The organism is Geodermatophilus sp. SYSU D01045, from assembly GCF_054050295.1.
The window spans coordinates 140,078-162,736 of sequence record NZ_JBJGZB010000010.1; the positions used below are offsets into that span (position 1 = coordinate 140,078).

Annotated in this window: 20 protein-coding genes and 1 pseudogene; 10 read left to right on the top strand and 11 right to left on the bottom strand. The window is 77.4% G+C overall.

The genetic code is table 11. The features are described 5' to 3' along the window. The first annotated feature begins 16 nt into the window (after positions 1-16). Positions 17-250, top strand: coding sequence for a hypothetical protein (locus ACI798_RS10380; RefSeq protein ID WP_457047881.1), 234 nt, complete (start codon positions 17-19; stop codon positions 248-250). Positions 251-278: 28 nt separating this feature from the next. Here the strand turns inward: ACI798_RS10380 and ACI798_RS10385 are convergent, their stop codons facing one another. The 4 genes and pseudogenes from ACI798_RS10385 to ACI798_RS10400 all read right to left on the bottom strand — a co-directional run bounded on the left by ACI798_RS10385 (position 279) and on the right by ACI798_RS10400 (position 7,679). Beyond that, a complete protein-coding gene (locus ACI798_RS10385; RefSeq protein ID WP_457047882.1) occupies positions 279-3,893 on the bottom strand; it encodes an nSTAND1 domain-containing NTPase in 3,615 nt (1,204 codons plus the stop codon). Positions 3,894-3,997: 104 nt separating this feature from the next. Then, a pseudogene (locus tag ACI798_RS10390) lies at positions 3,998-4,759 on the bottom strand (AfsR/SARP family transcriptional regulator); the annotation flags it as partial. Positions 4,760-4,841: 82 nt separating this feature from the next. Then, the gene (locus tag ACI798_RS10395; RefSeq protein ID WP_456940878.1) at positions 4,842-6,323 is read right to left on the bottom strand and encodes a hypothetical protein; all 1,482 of its coding nucleotides are present in this window, start codon (positions 6,321-6,323) and stop codon (positions 4,842-4,844) included. A 72-nt stretch (positions 6,324-6,395) separates the two neighbouring features. Next, positions 6,396-7,679, bottom strand: a complete 1,284-nt coding sequence (locus ACI798_RS10400) for a hypothetical protein (protein WP_456940877.1) — start codon at positions 7,677-7,679, stop codon at positions 6,396-6,398. 180 nt (positions 7,680-7,859) lie between these two features. Between ACI798_RS10400 and ACI798_RS10405 the strand changes: the two genes are divergently transcribed. The 4 genes from ACI798_RS10405 to ACI798_RS10420 are packed head-to-tail and all read left to right on the top strand — an operon-like array spanning position 7,860 to position 11,792. Then, positions 7,860-8,660: a purine-nucleoside phosphorylase gene (locus tag ACI798_RS10405; RefSeq protein WP_456940876.1), complete on the top strand. Its 801-nt coding sequence runs from the start codon at positions 7,860-7,862 to the stop codon at positions 8,658-8,660. Further along, positions 8,657-9,475, top strand: a complete 819-nt coding sequence (locus ACI798_RS10410; RefSeq protein WP_456940875.1) for an NAD-dependent epimerase/dehydratase family protein — start codon at positions 8,657-8,659, stop codon at positions 9,473-9,475. Before ACI798_RS10405 ends, ACI798_RS10410 begins: the two co-directional genes overlap by 4 nt. Then, positions 9,472-11,097: a phospho-sugar mutase gene (locus ACI798_RS10415; protein ID WP_457047883.1), complete on the top strand. Its 1,626-nt coding sequence runs from the start codon at positions 9,472-9,474 to the stop codon at positions 11,095-11,097. Before ACI798_RS10410 ends, ACI798_RS10415 begins: the two co-directional genes overlap by 4 nt. 2 nt (positions 11,098-11,099) lie before the next feature. Continuing rightward, complete coding sequence (locus ACI798_RS10420; protein WP_457047884.1) at positions 11,100-11,792, top strand: haloacid dehalogenase type II; 693 nt, start codon at positions 11,100-11,102, stop codon at positions 11,790-11,792. 6 nt (positions 11,793-11,798) lie between these two features. Here ACI798_RS10420 and ACI798_RS10425 read toward each other — a convergent pair whose 3' ends face one another. The 6 genes from ACI798_RS10425 to ACI798_RS10450 all read right to left on the bottom strand — a co-directional run bounded on the left by ACI798_RS10425 (position 11,799) and on the right by ACI798_RS10450 (position 15,855). Beyond that, complete coding sequence (locus ACI798_RS10425) at positions 11,799-12,062, bottom strand: hypothetical protein (RefSeq protein ID WP_457047885.1); 264 nt, start codon at positions 12,060-12,062, stop codon at positions 11,799-11,801. A gap of 25 nt (positions 12,063-12,087) precedes the next feature. Then, positions 12,088-12,588, bottom strand: coding sequence for a hypothetical protein (locus ACI798_RS10430; RefSeq protein WP_457047886.1), 501 nt, complete (start codon positions 12,586-12,588; stop codon positions 12,088-12,090). A 38-nt stretch (positions 12,589-12,626) separates the two neighbouring features. After that, positions 12,627-13,106 carry a DUF805 domain-containing protein gene (locus ACI798_RS10435; RefSeq protein WP_456940870.1) on the bottom strand — a complete coding sequence of 160 codons (480 nt, stop codon included), beginning with the start codon at positions 13,104-13,106 and terminating at the stop codon, positions 12,627-12,629. A gap of 114 nt (positions 13,107-13,220) precedes the next feature. Beyond that, positions 13,221-14,111 carry a Gfo/Idh/MocA family protein gene (locus tag ACI798_RS10440; RefSeq protein WP_456940869.1) on the bottom strand — a complete coding sequence of 297 codons (891 nt, stop codon included), beginning with the start codon at positions 14,109-14,111 and terminating at the stop codon, positions 13,221-13,223. Positions 14,112-14,113: 2 nt separating this feature from the next. After that, on the bottom strand, positions 14,114-14,737 hold the full coding sequence (gene upp, locus ACI798_RS10445) for a uracil phosphoribosyltransferase (RefSeq protein ID WP_456940868.1): 624 nt from the start codon (positions 14,735-14,737) through the stop codon (positions 14,114-14,116). A gap of 17 nt (positions 14,738-14,754) precedes the next feature. Beyond that, positions 14,755-15,855: a calcium:proton antiporter gene (locus ACI798_RS10450; protein WP_456940867.1), complete on the bottom strand. Its 1,101-nt coding sequence runs from the start codon at positions 15,853-15,855 to the stop codon at positions 14,755-14,757. A gap of 81 nt (positions 15,856-15,936) precedes the next feature. Between ACI798_RS10450 and deoC the strand changes: the two genes are divergently transcribed. The 3 genes from deoC to ACI798_RS10465 are packed head-to-tail and all read left to right on the top strand — an operon-like array spanning position 15,937 to position 19,264. After that, a complete protein-coding gene (gene deoC, locus ACI798_RS10455) occupies positions 15,937-16,950 on the top strand; it encodes a deoxyribose-phosphate aldolase (RefSeq protein WP_457047887.1) in 1,014 nt (337 codons plus the stop codon). Next, a complete protein-coding gene (locus ACI798_RS10460) occupies positions 16,950-18,401 on the top strand; it encodes an aldehyde dehydrogenase family protein (RefSeq protein ID WP_456940865.1) in 1,452 nt (483 codons plus the stop codon). The genes deoC and ACI798_RS10460 overlap by 1 nt, the downstream gene beginning before the upstream one ends. Continuing rightward, positions 18,398-19,264: an aldehyde dehydrogenase family protein gene (locus ACI798_RS10465; protein ID WP_456940864.1), complete on the top strand. Its 867-nt coding sequence runs from the start codon at positions 18,398-18,400 to the stop codon at positions 19,262-19,264. The genes ACI798_RS10460 and ACI798_RS10465 overlap by 4 nt, the downstream gene beginning before the upstream one ends. 6 nt (positions 19,265-19,270) lie before the next feature. Here ACI798_RS10465 and ACI798_RS10470 read toward each other — a convergent pair whose 3' ends face one another. Then, complete coding sequence (locus ACI798_RS10470; RefSeq protein ID WP_456940863.1) at positions 19,271-19,759, bottom strand: MarR family winged helix-turn-helix transcriptional regulator; 489 nt, start codon at positions 19,757-19,759, stop codon at positions 19,271-19,273. Positions 19,760-19,824: 65 nt separating this feature from the next. Between ACI798_RS10470 and ACI798_RS10475 the strand changes: the two genes are divergently transcribed. Then, complete coding sequence (locus ACI798_RS10475; protein WP_457047888.1) at positions 19,825-21,033, top strand: FAD-dependent monooxygenase; 1,209 nt, start codon at positions 19,825-19,827, stop codon at positions 21,031-21,033. A gap of 43 nt (positions 21,034-21,076) precedes the next feature. After that, positions 21,077-22,597, top strand: a complete 1,521-nt coding sequence (locus tag ACI798_RS10480) for a hypothetical protein (RefSeq protein ID WP_457047889.1) — start codon at positions 21,077-21,079, stop codon at positions 22,595-22,597. Positions 22,598-22,659: the final 62 nt, after the last annotated feature.

Genomic DNA, 22,659 nt, shown 5'->3' on the forward strand with positions numbered 1-22,659 from the left:
CCCCGGGAGGTCCCCCGTGTCCCACCGCCACTCCGCGCTCCCCGTCCTCGCGGCGGCCGTCGTCGTCCTCACGCCCTCGGCGGCGCAGGCCGACCCCGCCGCCCCCGACGACCGGACCCCGTCCTGCAGCGCCCTCCTCGGCCAGGTCGACGACTGGCCGGGCACCGGTCCCGACGGCGGGCCGCTGTTCTCGGACGCCTACGAGCGGTACCTGCTGTCCCAGCCGGCGTGCGCCACCCCGACGAGCTGAGGGGCCACCTCCGCGGGCCGTCCGCCGCTCAGGGGAGGTCGGTGCACGTGGCCCGGCACTCCCGGCCGGGCAGGTACCGGTCCCACTCGGCCGGGGTGAGGTCCCGGTCCACCCGCCCGCAGACGGCGACCAGCCAGTCCCCGGGGTCGAGCGGGTAGCGGCGCCCGGGGCTCTGCCCGCTGAGGGCGATCAGCTCCTCCCCGGCCGTCACCAGGTGCAGGGGGCTCTCGGCCGGCCCGCCGGACACCGGCAACGGCGGGCCGCGCAGCAGTCCCCGCTCGGCGTCCACCAGGGCGACCGACCCGTCGACGCCCGACACGGCCACCGTCCGCCCGTCGGGCAGCCAGTCCGCCTGCAGCAGGGGGACCCCGACGTGGGCGGGCTCCCCCACTTGGACCCGGCGCTCGGCGTCGACGACCTGCACCGCGCCCTGGCTGCCGACCACCACGACGCGCCGGCCGTCCGGGGTGAACGCCAGGTCCTCGACCAGGTCCCTCGTGCGCAGCAGCACGACGCCGAGCAGCTCGAGCGTCCGGCCGTCCAGGATCCTGACCGCGGGCCGGGAGGCGCTGGCGAGGGCGAGCAGGCGGTGGTCGGGGCTGACGGCCGAGACCCGCGCGTCCCCGCCCTGGTCCGGGCGGCGCTCCACCCGGCCGGTGACGGCGTCGACGACCGCGAGCGCCGGCACGTCGTCGAACCTGCCGCCCGCCCGCGAGCACAGGAGGAGGTCCGTGCCGTCGGGCGTCCACTCGGCGCAGGACACCACCGCGGTGGGCAGCACCCGGCCGTCGGCGTCGATCTCGCCGGTGGTCGGGAGCTCGATCGAGCCCACGGGCGCCCGCGTGCGCGTGTCGATCACGGTGGTGGCCAGCCCGCTCGTCACGGCGACGCGGCTCCCGTCGGGGCTCACCGCGGCGGTGACGGGCGGGGCGGACAGCACGGCGGGCAGCGCGGGCGAGGAGCGGAGGGGGAACGCCGGCATCTCCCCCACGGCGACGACCTCCAGCACCCGGCCGGTCCGGAGCTCCACGAAGGCGGCACCGACCTCCCGGGTGTCGGCCGGCGGGTCGAGCACCGTGCCGCCGTCGACCGACCCCCGCCGCACCGGCACGACGGCGAGGCGGCCGGGCTCCACGACCTCCGGGCGGCCCGCCACCCACCATCCCGGGACGTCGGGGTACGGGTCCCCGAACCCCCCGCCGGGGCGGACGTCCCAGGCGATCACCGTGTCCTCCGGCGTCGCGGTGAACAGCCGGTCCCCGCCCGGGGCGATCTCCGCCTGCTCGACGACCTCCGCGTGGCCGTCCAGCGCCTCCCGGTTCGACCACTGCCCGGTCAGGGGGTCGACCTCCCACAGCAGGACCCCCGGGTCACCGCCCACGGTGACCGCCCAGGAGCCGTCCGGGGACTGCTCGACGTCGGACACCCCGCCCCGGTGGGCGTCGAGCACCTGGCGCACCGCGCCGTCCGGCCCGTAGAGCGTGACCGCGCCGTCGGACCACAGCTGCGCGGCCCCCGAGCGCAGCGCGCGGAAACCGACGCCGTCCGCCGGCCGGGACGGGACCTGCAGCCCGGCCTGGCGCCCGGTGGTGAGGTCACCGAGGGTGGCGGTGGTCCCCGCCCCCTCCGTCCAGGTGACGAGCGTGGCGCCGTCGCGGCCGAGGTCACCGGCCGGCTCGCCGTCCGGCGCCAGCGCCCCGCCGATCCCCAGGTCGGTGACCGGGCCCCCCTCGCGGTCGACCTCGACCACCCCCCAGCGGGCGCCGGCCGGCACCTCCGGGTCCGGCCGCGTCACGACCACCCGGATGCGCCGGCCGTCGGGCGCGAAGCCGACCGCGGCGGGGTACCCGCCCAGCACCGCGCCCGCCAGCAGCCGGTCCTCGCCGGCGCCGTCGAGCAGGCGCAGCCAGGCCTCCCCGCGCTCGACGTCCCACCCCGCTGCGGCGACCGCCTCCTCCGTCGGGGACCCGGCCACGGCGGTCGTGCCCCACCAGGCGCCGCCCTCGCGGACCACCCGCGGGGCGGGGTCCCCGGGCGACCACGCCGTCCAGTCCGACCCCTGGAGCAGCAGCGTCGCCTCGTCCACGACCACCGCGTCGGTGAGCCCGCCGGGGGCGGGGAGCACCTGTTCGACGCGACGGTGCTCGACGAGGGCGGTGAGGAGGCGGTCCTGGGTGTCGGGGGTCTCGGCGAGCCGGACGGCCTGCGCGGCCAGGAGCAGGGAGAGGTCCAGTGGCCCGGCCCGGGTCGAGAGCGTGGCCAGCCGGTTCGCGTCGGCCACGAGTGCGGCCTGCCGCGCCTCGGTCTCCCGGGACTCGGCGTCGTGCTCGGCGCGCACCGCGACCACCGCCACGACGAGGGCGGCGGCCAGCACCGCGGCGAGCCCGGCGGCCAGCGAGCGGGTCCGTCGCCGGGCCGCGGCCTCGCGGTCGGCGCGGCGGTGGGCGGCCGCGAGCGCCGCGTCGGCCGAGGCGCGGGAGGCGTCGAGGAAGGCCCGCTCGACCGGGATGAGCTCCTCCCCGGCGCCGGCCGCCCAGTCCAGCGCGGCGGCCAGCCGGGCGCCGCGGTACAGCTCGTCGTCCGGGCGCCCGGCGCGGTCCCAGTCCCGGGCCGCCGGGGTGAGGTGCCGGCGCACCGCCCGGCCGGCCGCGTCGTCCTCCAGCCAGCGGGCCAGCCGCGGCCACGCCGTCAGCAGCGCCTCGTGGGTCACCTCGAGCCGGTCGGCGTCGACCGCCAGCAGGCGCCGGGCCAGGAACACCTCCGCGACGGCGCGGCGCGCCCCGTCCGGTCCCAGGTCCGACAGCGGCACCGGCCGCCGGACGAGCGTGCCGGCGTCGTCGACGTCGGCCAGGCGGACGAAGAGCCGGCGGGCGAGCTCGCGACCCGGCTCGTCCAGGGTCGCGTACGCGGCCTCCGCGGAGCGGGCCAGCGCGCCGGCGACCCCGCCGGCGGCCAGGTAGCCGGCCAGGGTCAGCAGGTCGCCGCGGCGCCGCTCCCAGGTGCCGACCAGCGCCGTCGACAGCAGCGGCAGCGCCCCGGGCCGGCCCAGCCCGTCGGCCACCACGGCGTCCACCAGGTCGTCCTCGACCCGCAGCCCCACCGCGGCCGCCGGGTCGCGGACGACGGCGCGCAGCTCCGGGTCGGTCATGGGCGGCACGAGGACCAGCGCCGCCCCGAGCCGGTCGACGAACCCGGGGTGCTCGGCCAGCCTGCCGACGGCGTCCCCGCGGACGACGACCACGCAGCGGGCGACGACGCCGTCGTCCAGCACCGCGAGCACGGCGTCGAGGAACGCCCTCCGCTCCGCCGGGTCGACCCCGGCGGCCCACAGCTCCTCGAACTGGTCGCAGACCAGCACCACCGGGCGCGGCGGCGGGTCCTCGCCGGTCAGGTCCGCGAGCGCGTCCACGGGACGGCGGCCGGGCAGCAGCACGACGGGCTGCCAGCCGCCGCTGCCGGACAGCGCGCCGGCGGCCAGCGCGGGCAGCAGGCCGGCGCGGACCACCGACGACTTCCCCGCCCCGCTGGGCCCCGACACGGCCAGCAGCGGCGCGTCCACCAACCGGGCGACCAGCGCGGCGACCACGCGCCCGCGCCCGGCGAACAGCGCCGCGTCCTCCGTCCGGTACGCCCGCAGGCCCATGTAGGGGCAGGCGCCGGACGCCGGGACGGGCGCGCCGTCGGCGGCGGGACCGGGACCGGGACCGGGACCTGGTCGAGGGCGGGGTCCTGGGCGAGGACGGCGGCCTCCACGGCACGGAGCGCCGGACCCGGGTCCGCCCCGAGCTCCTCGGCGAGCACCGCCCGCGCCCGGCGCGCGGCACCGAGGGCGTCGGCCTGCCGGCCCGCGCGGTACAGGGCGAGCACCAGCAGCCGCCACCACTCCTCGCGCAGGGGCTGCTCGGTGACCAGTCGCTCCAGGTCCGGGAGGAGCGCGGCCGCCTCCCCCAGCGCCAGCCGGGCCTCGGTGCGCGCGGTCAGCGCCCCGTCGCGGAGCTCTGTCAGCCGGCGCCGCCCGGCCTCGGCGAACGGCGCGTCCGGCCAGTCGGCGTAGGGGTCCCCGCGCCACAGCCCCAGGGCCGTGCCCAGGAGCTCCGCCGCCGCGGCCGGGTCCCCCGCGGCGAGGGCGGCCCGGCCGCGGGCGACGAGGTCCCCGAGGGCCAGCGCGTCGAGCTCGGCCCGCTCGACGGCCAGCGCGTAGCCGGGGCCGCGACGGACGACGTACCGGCCGGTGGAGCCCCGCGGTCGCCCCGGCTCCAGGGCGGTGCGCAGCCGCACGAGGTGGGCCTGGAGGGACTTGCGGGCGGAGGCGGGCGGGCTCCCGTCCCAGAGCTCCTCGACGATGCGGTCGGTGGGGACGACGGCGGGCGCTCCCGCGGCGAGCACGGCGAGCAGCAGGCGTTCCTTGGCGCCGGGTACGGGCAGCGGATCGCCGTCGTCGTCCCGGACCTGCAACGGTCCGATGACCGCGATCCGCACCGGACCACGGTAGGGCCGGCGGCGGGCCACGACGGGAGCGGTGACGCGGCCGCCCGGCGCCGGGCGCGCCGCCGTCCTCCCGTGTCCGGTCCGCGCCGGTCGGTGAGGCCGGTCAGCCGACGGGCACGGACTCCGGCTCCGCGGCCCGCGGCCGCGGCAGCAGCGCGGCGGCCGGCACCCGGCCGGTGACCGCGGCGACGGCGCGCCGGCCGTAGAGGTCGGGGTGGACGCGCACGCCGCACAGGTCGCGGCCGACCACCGAGACGCCGCGGCCGTCGTCGGTGGGCACCACGGCCTCGACCCGCGACCACGGGATGCCGTGCACGTCGCCGTCGGCGTCGGTGTGCGCGAGGCCGTCGTCGGAGACGACCAGGGCCACCCGCGCCGCCGGGTCGAGCAGCCGGCGCAGCAGCGGCGGGCGGAACACCGTGCCGGCCGGCAGCTCCGGGAGGGTGCCGCACAGCGGGCGGCGGGCGACGCCGGCCGGGCCGTCCCAGGCGGCGGTGTCGGGCACGGCGAGGACGGCGGTCGCCGCGGCCCGGCGCAGCGCCGCGGTCACCTGCGCCGGCGTCACCGCGCGCCAGGCGGCGAGGGTGTCGGCGGCCGGGCGGAACGGCAGGCCGGTGGCCGCGCAGTAGGCGGCGTCGGCCAGCTCCGTGCCGACGGCGTCCTCGTCGTCGAGCTCGGCCTCCAGCCCCGCGACGGCGTGCGCGACCTCCGCGGCGTCCGGCCCGTCGGCGCTCAGCTCGGCGAAGGTCCGCCACAGCAGCGCGGCGACCTCGGCGTCGCGGCCGGTGCGCGCGTCGACGACGACCGCCACCTCGCGCCGGCCGGGCGCGAGGTCGAGGGTCAGGGAGTCGACGCCGTAGGAGAGCCCGCGCTCGTGCCGAGCGCGCTCGCGCAGCCGGTCCTGGAGCACGTCGACGCCCACCGCCAGCGCGGCGTCGGCGAGGGTGTCGGTGGCCAGGAGCAGCCCCACGCCGGGGGCGTCGGTCCGCGTCCAGACCGGCCCGTCCTGCGGGCGCGGTACCGGCAGCCGGCGCTCCGGGCGCGGCCCGTCGGGCAGCGGCAGCCGCAGGCCCTCGGGCAGCGGGCCGTGGCACCACAGCGCGGCGTTGGAGCGGACGAACCAGCGCGCGGCGTGCGCCCGGACGGTCTCCTCGGTCAGGTACTCCGGCCCCGGGCCGGCCGAGACGGTCAGGCCCGGCCCGGTCAGGCCGTAGCGGGCGGCCCACAGCGCGCTGACCGTGGAGGAGCCGGTGCCGCAGCCCTCGGCCTGCAGCACGCCCGCCTCGGCGGCCAGCCGCTCGGTGGGCAGGTCGGCCAGGGCGCGGCAGACGCCCTCGAGGAAGGCGGCGACGGCCTCCGGGCGGCCGGTGGCGAAGAAGGCGGTGCTGTCGACGTCGGTGACGGCGTTGCAGCGCAGGTGCGTGCGCGGGAGCGCGGCCATGGCCAGGTGCTCGACGAGGTGGGTGACCTCGATGGTCGTGAACGTCTCGTCGCGCAGGCCGACGCCGAACACCAGGGCCGCCGTCGTCCGCTCCCGCCCGCCGGCGCTGAACACCGGGACGCCGTCGATGACCGTTCGCTGCACCGCGCCATGGTCGGGGAGCCGGCCCGGTCGTCCCCGGCCGACACGCGGCCGGGGACGACTGGGACGAGTGGGTCAGCGCGTCGGGCCGAACACCGAGATCGTGCCGTCGTCCTCGTTGCTGGTGAGGAACAGCTGCCGGTTCGGCACCGCGAGCAGGCCCTCCGGGGCGTCGCCGGTGGGCAGCACCTGCAGCAGCCGCGGCGCGGTCTCGTCGGCGAGGTCGTACACCAGGACGGCGTCGCCGCGCTCGGAGCCGACGAACGCGTAGGTGGTGCCGCGGATGCCGGCGACCTCGGCGCCCTCGAACTCGGCGCCCTCGTCGTCGCTGCGGTCGTCGGGGTACAGGCCGGCGTCGGCCAGCGCCCGCTCGGCCGAGCCGCCGGAGGCGTACAGCACCTCACCGGTGGGCGAGAAGACCGTCCAGCCGCGCCCGCCGCTGGGCTCGTCGGCGAGGTCGCCCTCGTCGGCGGTGAGCAGGTTCCCGTCCGGCGTCCACTGCACGGCGTCGGGCTCGCGGAACGCGGTCAGCTCCTCGTCGAAGGCGACCTCCCCGTCGTCCCGGAGGTCCGCGTCGGTCCGGGTGACCTCCCCCGCGGAGAACGAGCGGACCACCGTGCGGCTGCGCAGGTCGACCAGCGCCACCGCGTCGTTCTCCTGGAGCGTCACCGCCGCGACGTTCCTGCGGTTCACGTCCACGAACTCCGGCTCCGGGTCGTCGGGGTACCGGAGGCCGCCCAGGCCCGCCAGCTCCACCCGGTCGACGGTCCAGCCGGCCGGCGGGCCCTGCAGCTCGACGACGGCGAGCCACCCCGCCGGCGCCTGCGGCAGGCCACCCTCGACGCCGTCGACGACGAGCTCCTCGTCGCGCTGGTTCTCGATCGCGATCGCGGCGTAGCGGCCGTCGGGGCTCAGCGCGATCGAGTCCGGCTGCCCACCCAGCTGGTGCTCGGCGACGACCGCGAGGGTGCGCAGGTCCACCACGACCAGCCGGCCCCTCGGGTCCCCGGAGTCCCCGTCGGTGTCGTCGACGACGACGAGGGCCCGCCGGCCGTCCCGGGTGACGGCGACCGAGGTGGGCTCGCCGCCGACGTCGACGGTGCCGGCCTGCCGCGGCCGCTCGGGCCGGCTGACGTCGACCAGCCCGACCTGCCCGGAGGCGGAGTCGGTGTAGACGACGGTGCGGCCGTCCGGGGTGACGGAGAGGATCTCGGCGACCTCGCCGGCGACGTCGAACGTCGCCAGCTCGGTGGACGTCGGGGTGGCGGGTGCGGCGGCGGCGGGCGCGGCGCCGACGGCGAGCGCGAGCAGCGCCACCGGCGCGGCGGTGCGGAGGAGGCGGAGGGACGAGCGCGTCACGGGGGTCCTCGGGGTCGGGGAACGGGTCGCGCAGACCCTCACCGCCCGAGGTGACGCGGACGTGGCCACCCGGGGAACGCCGGCCGTGCCCCCGGTGACACGCACGGGCGGCGCCGGCCGGGGCTGCTGCGCCGACCGGCGGCCCGGGTCGCCGCCGCGGCGCTGGGTTAGCGTCGCCGGGTGAGCGCACCCGACCCCGCGGCCCTGGCCGCCACCGCCGCCGCCGACCTGACCGCAGCCCTGGGCGACGGCCACGACGTCGCCGTCGTCATGGGCTCGGGCTGGGCCCCCGCGGCCGACGCCTTCGGCGAGCCCGCGGCCTCCGTCGCCATCGGCGACCTGCCCGGCTTTGCCGCCCCCACGGCCGTCGGGCACGGGGGGCAGGTGCGGTCGGTGCGCGTCGGCGACCGGCGGGTGCTGCTCTTCCTCGGCCGCACCCACCTCTACGAGGGCCGCGGGGTCGAGCCGGTGGTGCACGGGATCCGCACCGCCGCCGCGGCCGGGGTGCGCACCGTCGTCCTCACCAACGCCGCCGGCGGGCTCGCCCCCGAGCACCGGGTCGGCCAGGCGGTGCTGATCGCCGACCACCTCAACCTCACCGCCCGCTCGCCGCTGGTCGGCGCCACGTTCGTCGACCTCACCGACCTGTACTCCGCGCGGCTGCGCGAGCTGGCCCGCTCCCTCGACCCGGACCTGACCGAGGGCGTCTACGCCGCGCTGCCCGGCCCGCACTACGAGACGCCGGCCGAGATCCGCATGCTGCGCGGCCTCGGCGCGGACCTCGTGGGCATGTCCACCGCACTCGAGGCGATCGCCGCCCGCGCCGCCGGGATGGAGGTGCTGGGGCTGTCGATGGTCACCAACGCCGCGGCCGGCATCACCGGCGAGAAGCTGGACCACGAGGAGGTGCTCGCCGCGGGCAGGGCGGCCGCCGGCCGGCTCGGCGAGTTCCTCGTCGAGTTCATCGGGCGCCTGCCGTGAGTGGCCCGGTCCTGGTCACCGGCGCAGCCGGCCGGATCGGCACGGTGCTGCGCGAGGGGCTGCCCGAGCGCGGCTGGCCGCTGCGCAGTCTCGACGTCGTGGAGATCGCCGAGCCGCGGCCGGGCGAGGAGACGCTGGTCGCCGACGTCACCGACCTCGACGCGCTGACCGCCGCGGCGCGGGGCGCGGCCGCCGTCGTCCACCTGGCCGGCATCTCCGGCGAGTCGGACTGGCCGGCGATCCGGCACGCCAACGTCGACGGCACCTACACGGTGCTGGAGGCCGCGCGCCGCGCCGGCGTGGGCCGCGTGGTGCTGGCCAGCAGCAACCACGCCACGGGCTTCACCGCGCGGCCGGCGTCCGGGCCGCTGCGCGAGGACGCCGGACTCCCCCGCCCGGACACCCACTACGGGGTGTCGAAGGTGGCGCTGGAGGCGCTCGGCGCGCTGTACGCCGACCGCTACGGCCTCGACGTCGTCTGCCTGCGCATCGGCACCCAGGCCCCCGAGCCGCCGGACGTGCGCGCGCTGGCCACCTGGCTGTCCCCGCGGGACGCGGTCGCGCTGGTCGACGCCGCGCTGCGCGCCCCCTCCCCCGGCTTCCGCGTGGTGTGGGGCGTGTCGGCCAACACCCGCGGCTGGTGGGACCTCACCGCCGCCCGGGAGCTGGGCTACGACCCGGCCGACGACGCCGAGGCGTTCGCGGAGGCGCTGCTGGCCGCGCACGGCGAGCCCGACCCCGCCGACCCGGTGCACGCGCGGGTGGGCGGCCGGTTCACCCTGCCCGAGTTCGACGCCGCGGGGGCCGGCTCGTGAACGTCCTCGACACCGCCCGCGCCTGGGCCGCGGCCGACCCGCACCCCGGCGACCGCGCCGAGATCGAGGCCCTGGTCGCCGCCGGGGACACCGCCGAGCTGGAGCGCCGCTTCGCCGGGCCGCTGACCTTCGGCACCGCCGGGCTGCGCGGGCCGCTGCGCGCCGGGCCGGCCGGCATGAACGCCGCCGTCGTCACCCGGGCCGCCGCCGGGCTGGGCGCGTGGCTGACCGCGCACGGGCACGGCGGCGGGGCCGTCGTCGTCGGGTTCGACGCGCGGCGCCGCTCCGACGAGTTCGCCCGCGTCACCGCCGCGGTGCTGTCGGCCGCCGGGTTCGCCGTCTCGGTGCTGCCCCGGCCGCTGCCCACACCGGTGCTGTCCTCGGCGGTCCGGTCGCTCGGCTGCGTGGCCGGTGTGATGGTCACCGCCAGCCACAACCCGCCGCAGGACAACGGCTACAAGGTCTACCTCGCCGACGGCGCCCAGCTCGTGCCGCCGGCCGACCGCGAGATCGAGGCCGCGATCGCCGCCGTCGGCCCGGCGGGCGAGGTGCCCACCTCCGACGCGTGGACCACCCTCGGCGACGAGGTGGAGGCGGGCTACGTGGCCGCCGTCGTGCGCGCGCTGCAGCCCGAGCGGGTCGACGCCGCCGCGCGGGCCGGCCTCACCGTGGCCTACACCGCGATGCACGGCGTCGGCGCGGCCACCACGCGGGCGGTGTTCGCCGCCGCCGGGTTCGCCGAGCCGGTGAGCGTGCCCGAGCAGGACGCGCCCGACCCGGCGTTCCCGACGGTCGCCTTCCCCAACCCGGAGGAGCCCGGCGCGGTCGACCTGCTGCTCGCGCTGGCCGAGCGCGCGGGCGCCGACGTCGCCATCGCCGAGGACCCCGACGCCGACCGCTGCTCGGTGGTCTGCGACGGGCGGCAGCTGACCGGCGACGAGGTGGGCGCGCTGCTCGCCGACTGGCTGCTGCGCCGCGGCGTGCGCGGCACGTACGCGGCCTCACTCGTCAGCGGCTCGCTGCTGTCCGCGCTCGCGGAGGCGCACGGGGTGCGGTTCGCCGAGACGCCGACCGGGTTCAAGTGGATCATCCGCGCCGGCACCGACGCCGAGCCGCTGGTGTTCGGCTACGAGGAGGCGCTGGGCTACGCGGTCACCCCCGAGGTGGCCCGCGACAAGGACGGCATCTCCGCCGCCCTCGCCGTCGCGCTGCTGGCCGCGGAGCTGGAGCAGAGCGGCCGCACCCTGGTCGACCGGCTCGACGAGCTGGCGACCGAGCACGGGCTGTTCGCCACCGGCCAGCTGTCGGTGCGGGTGGAGGACCTGTCGCTGATCTCCGACGCGATGGTCCGGCTGCGCGCCGAGCCGCCGGCCCGGCTGCTCGGCCGGGAGGTCACCGCCACCGACCTGCTGGCCGAGGACCCGCCGGTCGACGCCGTCCGGCTGCTCGGCGACGGCGTCCGCGTCGTGGTCCGGCCCAGCGGCACCGAGCCCAAGCTCAAGGCCTACCTGGAGACGGTGGTCCCGGTGCACGACGACGCCGGGATCATCGCCGCCCGCGGCCGCGGGGCCGACGAGCTCGACCAGCTGCGCGGCGAAATGGCGCACGCGCTGGGGCTGTAGCCGTGGACGTCGGCGCGCTGGTCCTCGACGTGTTCGGCACGGTCGTCGACTGGCGCGCCGGCGTGGCCCGGGAGGCGGCCCGGCTGCTCGGCCCGGACGTCGACGCCGCGGCGTTCGCCGACGCGTGGCGGGCGCGGTACCGGCCGTCCATGGAGCGGGTGCGCGGCGGCGGGCGGCCGTTCGTCCCGCTCGACGTGCTGCACCGCGAGTCGCTGCCGGAGACGCTGGCCGAGGTGGGCGCGGACCCCGTCCCCGACGACGTCGCCGCGGAGCTCGTGCTGGCCTGGCACCGCCTCGACCCGTGGCCGGACGCGGTGCCCGGCCTGACCCGGCTGCGGCGGCGGTTCGTGCTGGCGCCGCTGTCCAACGGCGGGGTGCGGCTGCAGGTGGACCTGGCGCGGCGGGCCGGGCTGCCGTGGGACGCCGTGCTCGGCGCCGAGGTCGTGGGCCGCTACAAGCCCGACCCGGAGGTCTACGACTCGGCGGCGCGGCTGCTCGCGCTCCCGCCGTCGGAGGTCCTCATGGTGGCCGCGCACGTCGACGACCTGGCCGCCGCGCGCGCCCGCGGCCTGCGGACGGCGTACGTGCACCGGCCCGCCGAGTACGGCGGGACGCGGCTGCCGCCGGAGAGCGACCCCGACGCGGACCTGTCGGTGTCCTCGCTGGAGGAGCTGGCCGCCGCCCTGGGCTGCTGAGGCCGGTCAGGCCCCGTGGCGGGGCCGGGTGCCGGTGCCGCGCCGCCCCGCGGCCACGGAGGCGCCCGCGGCGAGCAGCGCGAGGACCAGCCAGCCGATCCCGGTGAGGACGCCGGCGCGGGTGCCGGCGGCGTCGCGGGTCTCGACCCACAGCACGACCGCGGCGGTGCCGAGCAGCCACAGCAGCACCGGCAGCGGCCGCCAGCGGCGGAGGTCGGCCATCACGACGACGGGCGCGAGCACGACCGCCCCGGCGAGCACCACGATCACGCCCGGAGTGTGCCGGACGGGTCCCTCACCTGCGGCGTCGCCCCGGGCGGGCCTGCGGCGGGCGCCACTCGAGGGTCCAGCTCTCCCCCACCGGCAGCGCCCGCCAGCGCCGCCCGGCGTCGGCCAGGGCGGCCGCGGCGGCGGCCAGCCGCTGCGGCGGCAGGTCCAGCGCGGCGGACTCGCCCGGCAGCACCGCCGCGCCGCGCGCGGAACGGGAGACGAGGTCGGCCACGCCCTCGGCCCGCGCGATCGCGGCCGCGCGCTCCCGCTTGAGCCGGGCCGACCGCTCGGTCGCGTGCGGGGGCTGCCGGCCGGAGACGTGGCGCATCGTCGTCCAGACGACGCCGTCGGCGATGCAGCCCCAGATGCCGTCGCGCACCCCGAGCTCGGTCTCGACCAGCGCGTGCACCAGGTCGTGCGGCAGGTCGGCCCCGCCCCCGGCGCCGCGCAGGGAGAACACCACGCCGTCGTCGCGCTCGACGCGGGTCTCCACCGGACGCCGGTCGGCCAGCCGGGAGAAGGTCATCCGCACCCCTCCAGGCTGGCCCGTCCGGTCAACCGGGTTCACCAGGTCGCGAGCCGCGGCTCCCGCCGGGCCGGGGGCGGGGCGTCGTCGTACTGGTTGCGGCCGGGCTCGCTCGGCGAGAAGCCGAGCGTCACGAGCAGGACGATCGCGCCGGCGATCGGGACCAGGCCCCACAGCAGGAACCAGCCCGAGCGCCCGGTGTCGTGCAGGCGGGTCACCGCCGCGCTGATCGAGGGCGCGAACAGCGCCAGCGAGACCAGCAGGGTGATCGGCCCGCCCGAGAAGCTGACGTCGGTGCTGTAGGAGTAGTAGCCGTAGGACTCGTAGCTGGCCGTGTACCAGGCGGTCCCGAGGGCGATGTCCGCCCAGATCGCCGCGACGCTCGCCGCCCACAGCGGCAGCGCGTAGTGCAGCCAGTAGGTGCGCCGGTCGATCCGGCCGCGGCGCACGTACCAGCTGCTGTCCGAGGCCGCCGGCGGGTTCGCGCGGTCGTGGCCGAGGTACGAGTACTCGCTCATGTCGTCTCCCTGTCCGGCCCCGGGGTCCCGGGGCTCCCTGTCGTCGGGGGAGACGATGTCGGCCGGTGCTTGTCCGGCCCTTGCGGGCGACTGGGTCCGCGCTGCAAGTCGGGCTCAGGCGGGGACGTCCTCCCGGCAGCCCGAGGCCAGCGCCCGCTCCGCGGCGGCCAGGACGACGACGACCTCGCGGCCGAAGCCGACGTCGCACGGGTGCGCGCCGCCGGTGACCGCCGCCGCGGTGAGCTCGTCGACCGCCGCCGTCAGCGACGCGACCGGGCTCTCGGTGTCGGGCAGGAGCACCAGCCGCCCGGCGTCGCCGTGGACGGAGAACTCGATGCCCGTGGCCAGCGGCGCCACGGTGTGCGACAGCGTGACGGTCGAGGCCACGCCGGGGGTGGCGTGCTGCAGGACCAGGTGCACGGTGTCGCCGGCGCCCGCGCCCGCCTGCACCGACACCACCGGCCCGAGCGCCGGCACCAGCAGCGACAGCGCGTGCGGGCCGATGTCCCACAGCGCCCCGTAGCGGCGGCGCCAGGCCGAGTCGAACGGGCTGCCGGCCAGCGCGGACAGCCACGAGGCGGCGCCGCCGGCCAGCCGGGTGCGGCCCGCCTGGGCCAGCCACGACGTCGTCTGCGCCTGGAAGCGGAAGGTGAAGAACACGACCGAGGCGACGCCCGCGGAGCGCACCGCCGTCACCACCCGGTCGGCCTCGTCGACGGTCAGCGCGATCGGCTTCTCCAGCAGCAGGTGCCGGCCGGCGGCCGCCGCCTGCTCGGCCAGGGGCACCTGCACGTCCGGCGGGACGGCGACCGCCACCGCGTCGACCTGCTCCAGCAGCGCCGCCAGGTCGTCGGTGCCGGGGACGTCGAACTGCGCGCCCACCTCGGCGGCCTTGCCCGCGTCCCGTCCCCATATCCCGGCGAGCTCCGCGGTGGGGTGCGCGGCGATCGCCGCCGCGTGCACGGTGCGGGCCCAGTGACCGGTGCCCAGGACGGCGAACCGCACGGTCAGACCGCGCCGAACTGGCGGTCCCCGGCGTCGCCGAGACCCGGGACGATGTACGCCTTCTCGTTGAGGCCCTCGTCGACGCTGGCGGTGAACACCCGCAGCGGCAGGCCGCTCTGCTCCAACCGCTCGAGACCGACCGGCGCGGCCAGCGCGCACAGCACGGTGATCTCGGTGGCGCCGCGCTCGGTGAGCAGCGTGCAGCAGTGCACCAGCGAGCCGCCGGTGGCCAGCATCGGGTCCAGCACGAACACGTGCCGGCCGACCAGACTCTCCGGCAGCGAGGCCATGTACGCCTCGGGCTGGAAGGTCACCTCGTTGCGCGCCAGGCCGACGAAGCCCATCTGCGACTCCGGCAGCATCCCGTGCGCGGTGTCGGCCATGCCGAGCCCGGCCCGCAGCACCGGGACGATCAGCGGCGGCGCGGCCAGCCGGTAGCCGGTCGTCGCCGTCACCGGGGTGGTGATCGGCTCCTCGGCGACGGCGAGGTCGCGGGTGGCCTCGTAGACCAGCATCTGGGTCAGCTCGCGCAGCGCCGCCCGGAACGCGGCGTTGTCGGTCCGCTCGTCGCGCATCCGCGACAGTCGGGCACGGGCGAGCGGGTGGTCGACGACGGTCAGCTGCACGGGCGCCACCGTATCGGTCAGGGCGCGACGGCCAGGAACAGGAAGCCGGCCAGCAGGACCAGGTGCACGACGCCCTGCAGCCGGGTGGCCCGGCCGGGCACCACGGTGAGCACCGCGACGACGACGGTGACCGCGAGCAGCACCATCTGGGTGGCGCCGAGGCCGAGCAGCAGCGGCCCGTCCAGCCAGATCGAGGCGACGGCGATCGCCGGGATGGTCAGCCCGATGCTCGCCATCGCCGACCCGAACGCCAGGTTCAGGCTGGTCTGCAGCCGGTCGCGGCGGGCGGCGTTGGCGGCCGCCAGCGTCTCGGGGGCCAGCACCAGCAGCGCGATCACCACGCCGACGAACGACTGCGGGAAGCCGATCGCGGCCACCCCCGCCTCGATCGCCGGGGACTCCACCTTCGCCAGCCCGACGACGGCGACCAGCGCCACCAGCAGCAGCCCGAGGCTGACCAGCGCGGTGCGGTCCGACGGCGGGTCGGCGTGCTCGTCCTCGCCGTCCCGGGCGCCGCCGGTGGGCACGGGGAGGAAGAAGTCGCGGTGCCGCACGGTCTGGGTGACCACGAACGCGCCGTAGAGCACGAGCGAGGCGAGGGCGGCGAAGGTCAGCTGCGCGGTGGAGAACTCCGGCCCGGGGCGGCTGGTGGTGAACGTGGGCAGCACCAGGGTCATCACCGCGAGGGTCAGCACGGTGGCCAGCGCCGCGCCGGCCCCCTCCCGGTTGAAGGAGACGACGTCGTGCCGCAGCGCCCCGAGCAGCAGCGACAACCCCACGATGCCGTTGCAGGTGATCATCACCGCGGCGAACACGGTGTCCCGCGCCAGCGACGTCGCCTCCGGGCCGCCCGACGCCACGAGCGTGACGATCAGCCCGACCTCGATGACGGTCACCGCGACGGCGAGCACCAGCGACCCGAACGGCTCCCCCACCCGGTGGGCGACGACCTCCGCGTGGTGGACGGCGGCCAGCACCGCGCCGACGAGCGCGACCGCGTCGACCACCACCACGACGGGGCCGGGGTCCCGCCCCCAGGTCAGCGCCAGCAGGACCACCGCGGCGACGGGCGCGACGGTGGTCCAGGTGAGCAGGGCCGGTCTCGTCGTCGTCGCCATGTCCCCACGCTGCCATGCCCGGCCTGCTCCCCCGGGTGACCACGGTCCCGGGGTGACCGGTCGCACTGGGAGGATGGGCACATGACCCACGTGCTCGACCCCGGGACGCTGGCGGCCGGGACCCGGCCCGGCCCGGGGCCCGCGGCGCCGTTCGACGACGTGACCCGCTCGGACGCCGCCCTCCGTGCCTTCCTGCACGGGCTGCCCGGTGTCGACCAGGTGGGGGCCGAGCAGCGCGCCGCCACCCTCGGCACCCGCTCCATCAAGACCACGGCCAAGGCCTGGGCGATCGACACCGCGATCTCGATGGTCGACCTGACCACGCTCGAGGGCGCCGACACCCCGGGGAAGGTCCGCTCGCTGGCGGCCAAGGCCCGCCGTCCCGACCCCGGGGACCCGACCGCCCCCTCGGTCGCCGCCGTCTGCGTCTACGGCGACCTCGCAGGTGTGGCGCGGGAGGCCCTGGAGGGCACGGGCATCCACGTCGCCGCCGTCGCCACCGCCTTCCCCAGCGGCCGGGCCAGCCGGGAGGTCAAGCTGGCCGACGTCCGCGACGCCGTGGGCAACGGCGCCGACGAGATCGACATGGTCATCGACCGCGGCGCGTTCCTCGCCGGCCGCTACCTCGAGGTGTTCGAGGAGATCGTGGCGGTGAAGGAGGCGTGTGCCCGGCCTGACGGCACCGGCTCCGCCCACCTCAAGGTCATCCTCGAGACCGGCGAGCTGGTCACCTACGACAACGCCCGCCGCGCGTCGTGGCTGGCGATGCTCGCCGGCGCCGACTTCATCAAGACCTCCACCGGCAAGATCTCGCCCGCCGCGACCCTGCCGGTGTGCCTGGTGATGCTCGAGGCGGTCCGCGACTTCCGCGCCGCCACCGGCACCCAGGTCGGCGTGAAGCCCGCGGGCGGCATCCGCACCACCAAGGACGCGATCAGGCACCTGGTGCTGGTCAACGAGACCGTCGGCGCCGACTGGCTGTCCCCCGACTGGTTCCGCCTCGGCGCCTCCAGCCTCCTCAACGACCTGCTCCTGCAGCGGCAGAAGCTGCGCACCGGCCACTACTCCGGCCCCGACCACGTGAGCGTCGACTGATGACCACCAGCCCCCTGTTCGAGTACGCCCCCGCCCCCGAGTCGCGCTCGATCGTCGACGTGGCGCCGTCCTACGGCCTGTTCGTCGACGGCGAGTTCGTCGACGGCTCGGGCGAGACGATGAAGACGGTCAACCCGGCCACCGAGGAGGTGCTCAGCGAGATCGCGGTGGGCACCGAGGCCGACGTCGACCGGGCCGTGAAGGCCGCCCGCCGCGCGTACACCCGCGTGTGGGGTCCGATGCGCCCCGCCGACCGCGGCAAGTACCTGTTCCGGATCGCGCGGATCCTGCAGGAGCGGGCCCGCGAGTTCGCCGTCCTGGAGTCCCTGGACAACGGCAAGCCGATCCGGGAGTCCCGCGACGTCGACGTCCCCCTGGCCGCGGCGCACTTCTTCTACCACGCCGGCTGGGCCGACAAGCTCGCGTACGCGGGCCTCGGGCCCGACCCGCGGCCGCACGGCGTGGCCGGCCAGGTCATCCCGTGGAACTTCCCGCTGCTGATGCTGGCGTGGAAGGTCGCCCCGGCGCTGGCCACCGGCAACACCGTCGTCCTCAAGCCGGCCGAGACCACCCCGCTCACCGCGCTGCTGTTCGCCGAGGTGTGCCGGCAGGCCGACCTGCCGCCGGGCGTGGTCAACGTCGTGACCGGCGCCGGCGACACCGGCCGCGCCGTCGTGGAGCACGAGGACGTCGACAAGGTCGCCTTCACCGGCTCGACCGAGGTCGGCCGCTCGATCGCCCGCGCCGTCGCCGGCACCCGCAAGGCGCTGACCCTGGAGCTCGGCGGCAAGGCGGCCAACATCGTCTTCGACGACGCCCCCATCGACCAGGCCGTCGAGGGCATCGTGCGCGGCATCTTCTTCAACCAGGGGCACGTCTGCTGCGCGGGCTCCCGGCTGCTGGTGCAGGAGTCGGTCCACGACGAGGTGATCGCCTCGCTGCAGCGGCGGATCGGCACGCTGCGGGTGGGCGACCCGCTGGACAAGAACACCGACATCGGCGCGATCAACTCCGCCGAGCAGCTGGCCCGCATCCGGGAGCTGTCGGAGATCGGCGAGGCCGAGGGCGCGCAGCGCTGGCAGCCGGCCTGCGACCTGCCCGACCGCGGCTTCTGGTTCCCGCCGACGGTGTTCACCGAGGTCTCCCCCGCCCACCGGATCGCCCGCGACGAGGTGTTCGGCCCGGTGCTGTCGGTGCTGACCTTCCGCACGCCCGACGAGGCGGTGGCCAAGGCCAACAACAGCACCTACGGGCTGTCGGCCGGCATCTGGACCGAGAAGGGCTCGCGGATCCTGGCGATCGCCGACCGGTTGCGCGCCGGCGTGGTGTGGGCCAACACGTTCAACCAGTTCGACCCGACGTCGCCGTTCGGCGGCTACAAGCAGTCCGGCTACGGCCGCGAGGGTGGCCGGCACGGGCTGGCCGCGTACCTGAAGGAGAGCTCCCGGTGAGTGACCGTCTCGCGGTCCGGAAGACCTACAAGCTCTACGTGAACGGGGCCTTCCCGCGCTCGGAGTCCGGTCGCACCTACGAGGTCACCGACGCCAGGGGCGCGTTCCTCGCCAACGCCGCGCTGGCCTCCCGCAAGGACGCCCGCGACGCCGTCGTCGCCGCGCGGGCCGCGTTCGGGAAGTGGTCGCGCGCCACCGCCTACAACCGCGGCCAGGTCCTCTACCGGGTCGCGGAGGTGATGGAGGGCCGGCACGCGCAGTTCTGCGAGGAGGTCGCCGCCGGCGAGGGGCTGTCGTCGGGGCGGGCGCGGGCCGTCGTCGACGCCGCCATCGACCGCTGGGTCTGGTACGCCGGGTGGACCGACAAGCTGGCCGCCGTCCTGGGCAGCGCCAACCCGGTCGCGGGGCCGTTCTTCGACTTCTCCCTGCCGGAGCCGACCGGCGTCGTCGCGGTCCTGGCCCCGCAGCGCTCGTCGCTGCTGGGCCTGGTCAGCGTGCTGGCGCCGGTGCTCGCGGGCGGCAACACCGCCGTCGTCGTCAGCTCGCACGAGCGGCCGCTGCCGGCGGTCACCCTCGGCGAGGTGCTGGCCACCAGCGACGTCCCCGGCGGCGTGGTCAACCTGCTGACCGGCGACGCCGGCGAGATCGGCCCCTGGCTGGCCGAGCACGACGACGTCGACGCCATCGACCTGACCGGCGCGCCCGCCGGCCGGGCCATGGAGCTCGAGCGGATGGCGGCCGGCAGCATCAAGCGGGTGCTGCGCCCGCCGGCGGAGGAGCCGGACTGGACCGCCGACCCGGGCACCGGCCGGATGACGCGGTTCCTGGAGACGAAGACGGTCTGGCATCCGATCGGGGTCTGACGGCCCTCAGCCCACTGCGGGCGGCTCGCCGGCCCGGTCGCCGGTGAGCCGCCGCGTGGCCTCGAGCTGGGCGGCGGTCGCGGCCCGCAGGTACCGGACGACGGCCGCCAGCTCGGTCTCGTCGAACTCCGCCCCCACGGCCTCGAGCCGGCGCACCAGGTCGGCGAAGACCTCCCGCTGACGGGCCAGGTGCCCGGGGTCGATCTCCACGAGGGAGCGGCGGCCGTCGGTCGGGTGCGGCACCCGGCGGGCCACCTGCTTGCGCTCGAGCCGGTCCAGCAGCGCGGTCACCGACGCCGGCGCCAGCCCGGTCTGCCGCGCGAGGTCGGCGGGGGTGAGCGGCCCGGCGCGGTGGACGACCTCCAGCGCCTTGGTCTCGGTGACCGACAGCCCGGCCAGCGCCCCGACGGCCGTGTGGAACATGACCACCGCCGTCGAGAGCTCGCGGCCGGCGGCCAGCGTCTGCGCCACCAGGTCCTCGTGCTCCCTTGACACGGCCGGAGCCTAACTTCGACAGTTGTTTCGTTCGATCGAACGAAATAACTGTCGAGGAGGCGGTGATGGACGCGCTCGTCGTGGGCGGTGGGCTGGCGGGCGCAGCGACGGCGCTGGCGCTGCACCACATCGGCGCGGACGTCTCGGTGCACGAGGCGGCCGGGCCGGCCGAGGGGCTCGGTGCCTGGCTCACCCTGGCCGCGAACGGCCTCGACGCGCTGGCCCCGCTCGGGCTGACCGGGGAGGTGCGCACGGCCGGCTTCGCCACCCCGCGGATGACCATGCGCACCGCCGCCGGGCGGGAGCTGGTCGCCTTCGACTCGTCGGCCCCGCGCCCGGACGGCCTGCAGGCGACCACCATCCGCCGCGCGGACCTGTACGGGGTGCTGCACGGGGCACTGGCCCGCAGCGGGGTGCCCGTGCACCACGGGCGGCGGCTGCGGGACGCCGAGAGCCTGCCCGGCGGCCGGGTGCGGGCGCACTTCGACGACGGGACGACGGCCGACGGCGACCTGCTCGTCGGCGCCGACGGCCTGCGGTCCCGGACGCGGACGATCGTCGACCCCGCGGCGCCGGCCGCCCGCTACACCGGGCTGCTCAACGTCGGCGGGTACGCCTGCGGCGCGGACCTCGGCCGGCCGCCCGGGGTCATGGACTTCTGGTTCGGCCGCCGGTGCTTCCTCGGCACCGTCGCCAGCCCGGACGGCGACGTGTGGTGGTTCGCCAACCCGCCGAGCGCGCGGGAGCCGACGCGCGCCGACCTCGCCGCGGACGACCCCGAGGCCTGGCGCCCGCGGCTGCGGGAGCTGTTCGCCGGGGACGACCTGCCCGTCGACGCGCTGCTGGCGGCCAGCGACCGGCTGTTCGCCGGCTGGCCGACCCACGACCTCCCGCGGGTCCCCACCTGGCACCGCGACGGCGTGGTGCTCGTGGGCGACGCCGTGCACGCGGCGTCCCCGGCCTCCGGGCAGGGGGCGGCGATGGCCTTCGAGGACGCCGTCACGCTGGCCCGCTGCCTGCGGGACCGCGCTCCCGTCGCGGAGGCCTGCGCCGCGTTCGAGGCGCTGCGCCGGCACCGGGTGGAGGCCGTCGTCCGGCGGGGCAAGCGGACCGGGGACGCCAAGGCACCGGGGCCGGCCGGCCGCTGGGTCCGCGACCGGGTGGCCGTGCCGCTGTTCGCCCGCCACCTCGCCCGCACCGCGCGGCGCGGCACCGCGCCCGACGACTGGCTCACCGGCCACCACGTCGACTGGGAGGAGCCGGTGCGCGCCTGAACCCGGGGGTGCGCTCCCGGGCCGACCGGGCAGGATGGGCGTCGTGGCCAGGCCGAGCATCGTCCCCATCGCCCTCACCGTCGACGACCGCACGGGCTACACCCTGTGGGCGCCGCCGTGGGAGGAGGACGGCGAGGAGTGGCAGGCCTTCCTCGGCACCTCCGAGGGGGAGACCGCCACGGTCCACCTCTTCCCCACCACGGCCGCACTCGCCGCGTTCTGCCGCACCCGCACCGACCACGACCTCGCCGACCACCCGGTCTGGCCCGTCGTGGTCGGGCTGGGAGCGGCGGACCTGACGCCCGACGACGACCACCGCTACGACCTCGACGGCGTCTACGACATCGCCGCCGAGAACCCGGACCGGTGGGCGGTCGAGGAGCTGGCGGCCACCATCGACATCGTCAGCCGGCTGGCCGAGTGCCTGGACACCGCCGGGGACGAGGACGAGGAGGGCGCGACCTCCGCGCGGGCCGTCGCCGACGACGAGGACGCCGACGAGGACGAGGCCGGCGACGAGGAGACCGAGTTCCCCTCCCTCGCCGAGCTGGTGGCCCGGCCGGAGATCGGGTCGCTCGGCCTCGGGGTCGACGCGTTCGTCGGCCGCTCGGGCGAGGACGCCTGGATCGGCGTCGGCGGGGCGCTCGACGAGCTGTGGGAGGACGTGATCGAGGAGCTGTCGGCGCACCTGGACTGGACCGGCGCCGGCACGACCACCCTCGACGCCTACCCCTCGGCCGCCGACGAGGACGAGACCGACGACGAGGAGCTCACCGGCGGGGACTCGACCGACGAGGACCTGGCCGACGAGGACCTGGCCGACGAGGACCTGGCCGACGAGGCGCCCGCCGGCCGCGGCGGGGGCGCCACCGCCGCCCGGGGCGCCGACGGCTCGGGCGACCGCCCGGCCGCGGGCTCGACGGCCTCCGCGCCGGAGGAGGCGGCCACCGCCGGGGTGAGCACCATCCGCGGCGGCAGCCGGATCACCGCGACCCCGGCCGCGGTCGCCGCGGCGGCGGAGTTCTGGGAGGCCGTCGGCATCCTCCCGGTGGAGCTCGTCGTCCCCGAGGGCGCCGGCGTGACGCTGCGCTGCTACGTGGAGGACGTCGCCCGGTTCCTCGGCCGCGACGGCGAGGTGTTCCTCTTCGACACCCCGGCCGACCTCGCCCGCTTCTGCGCCGGCGACGAGCAGCACGACCTCACCGAGATCGCGTCCTGGCCGGAGGTGGCCGACACCGACGTCATGCCGCTGCCGGCCGAGCAGGACCGCTACGACCTCACCGAGCTGTCCGAGGTGCTCGCCGAGGTGGCCGGGGGCGCGGCGGGCCTGGTCGACCACCGCGTGTTCGCCCAGCCGGTCGAGGGCGTGCGCGACGTCGCGGAGTACGCGGGCCTCACGCGGGTCGACGAACTGCTCGCGCCGACCGCACCCCTGGGACGCGCGGTGGCGCGCGGTGAGCGGGAGCCCGGCGCCACCCTGCGCGCCGAGGACGCCGGGCCCGTGCGGGCGGCGTGGGACGAGGTCGTCGCCCAGGTCGGCGGGGCGCTGGTCTTCCGCCACTGACGGTCGCGGTCGGGGGGCGCGCGCCCCGGACGGCCGGGGCCCCCCCGCCACGTCCTCCTCTT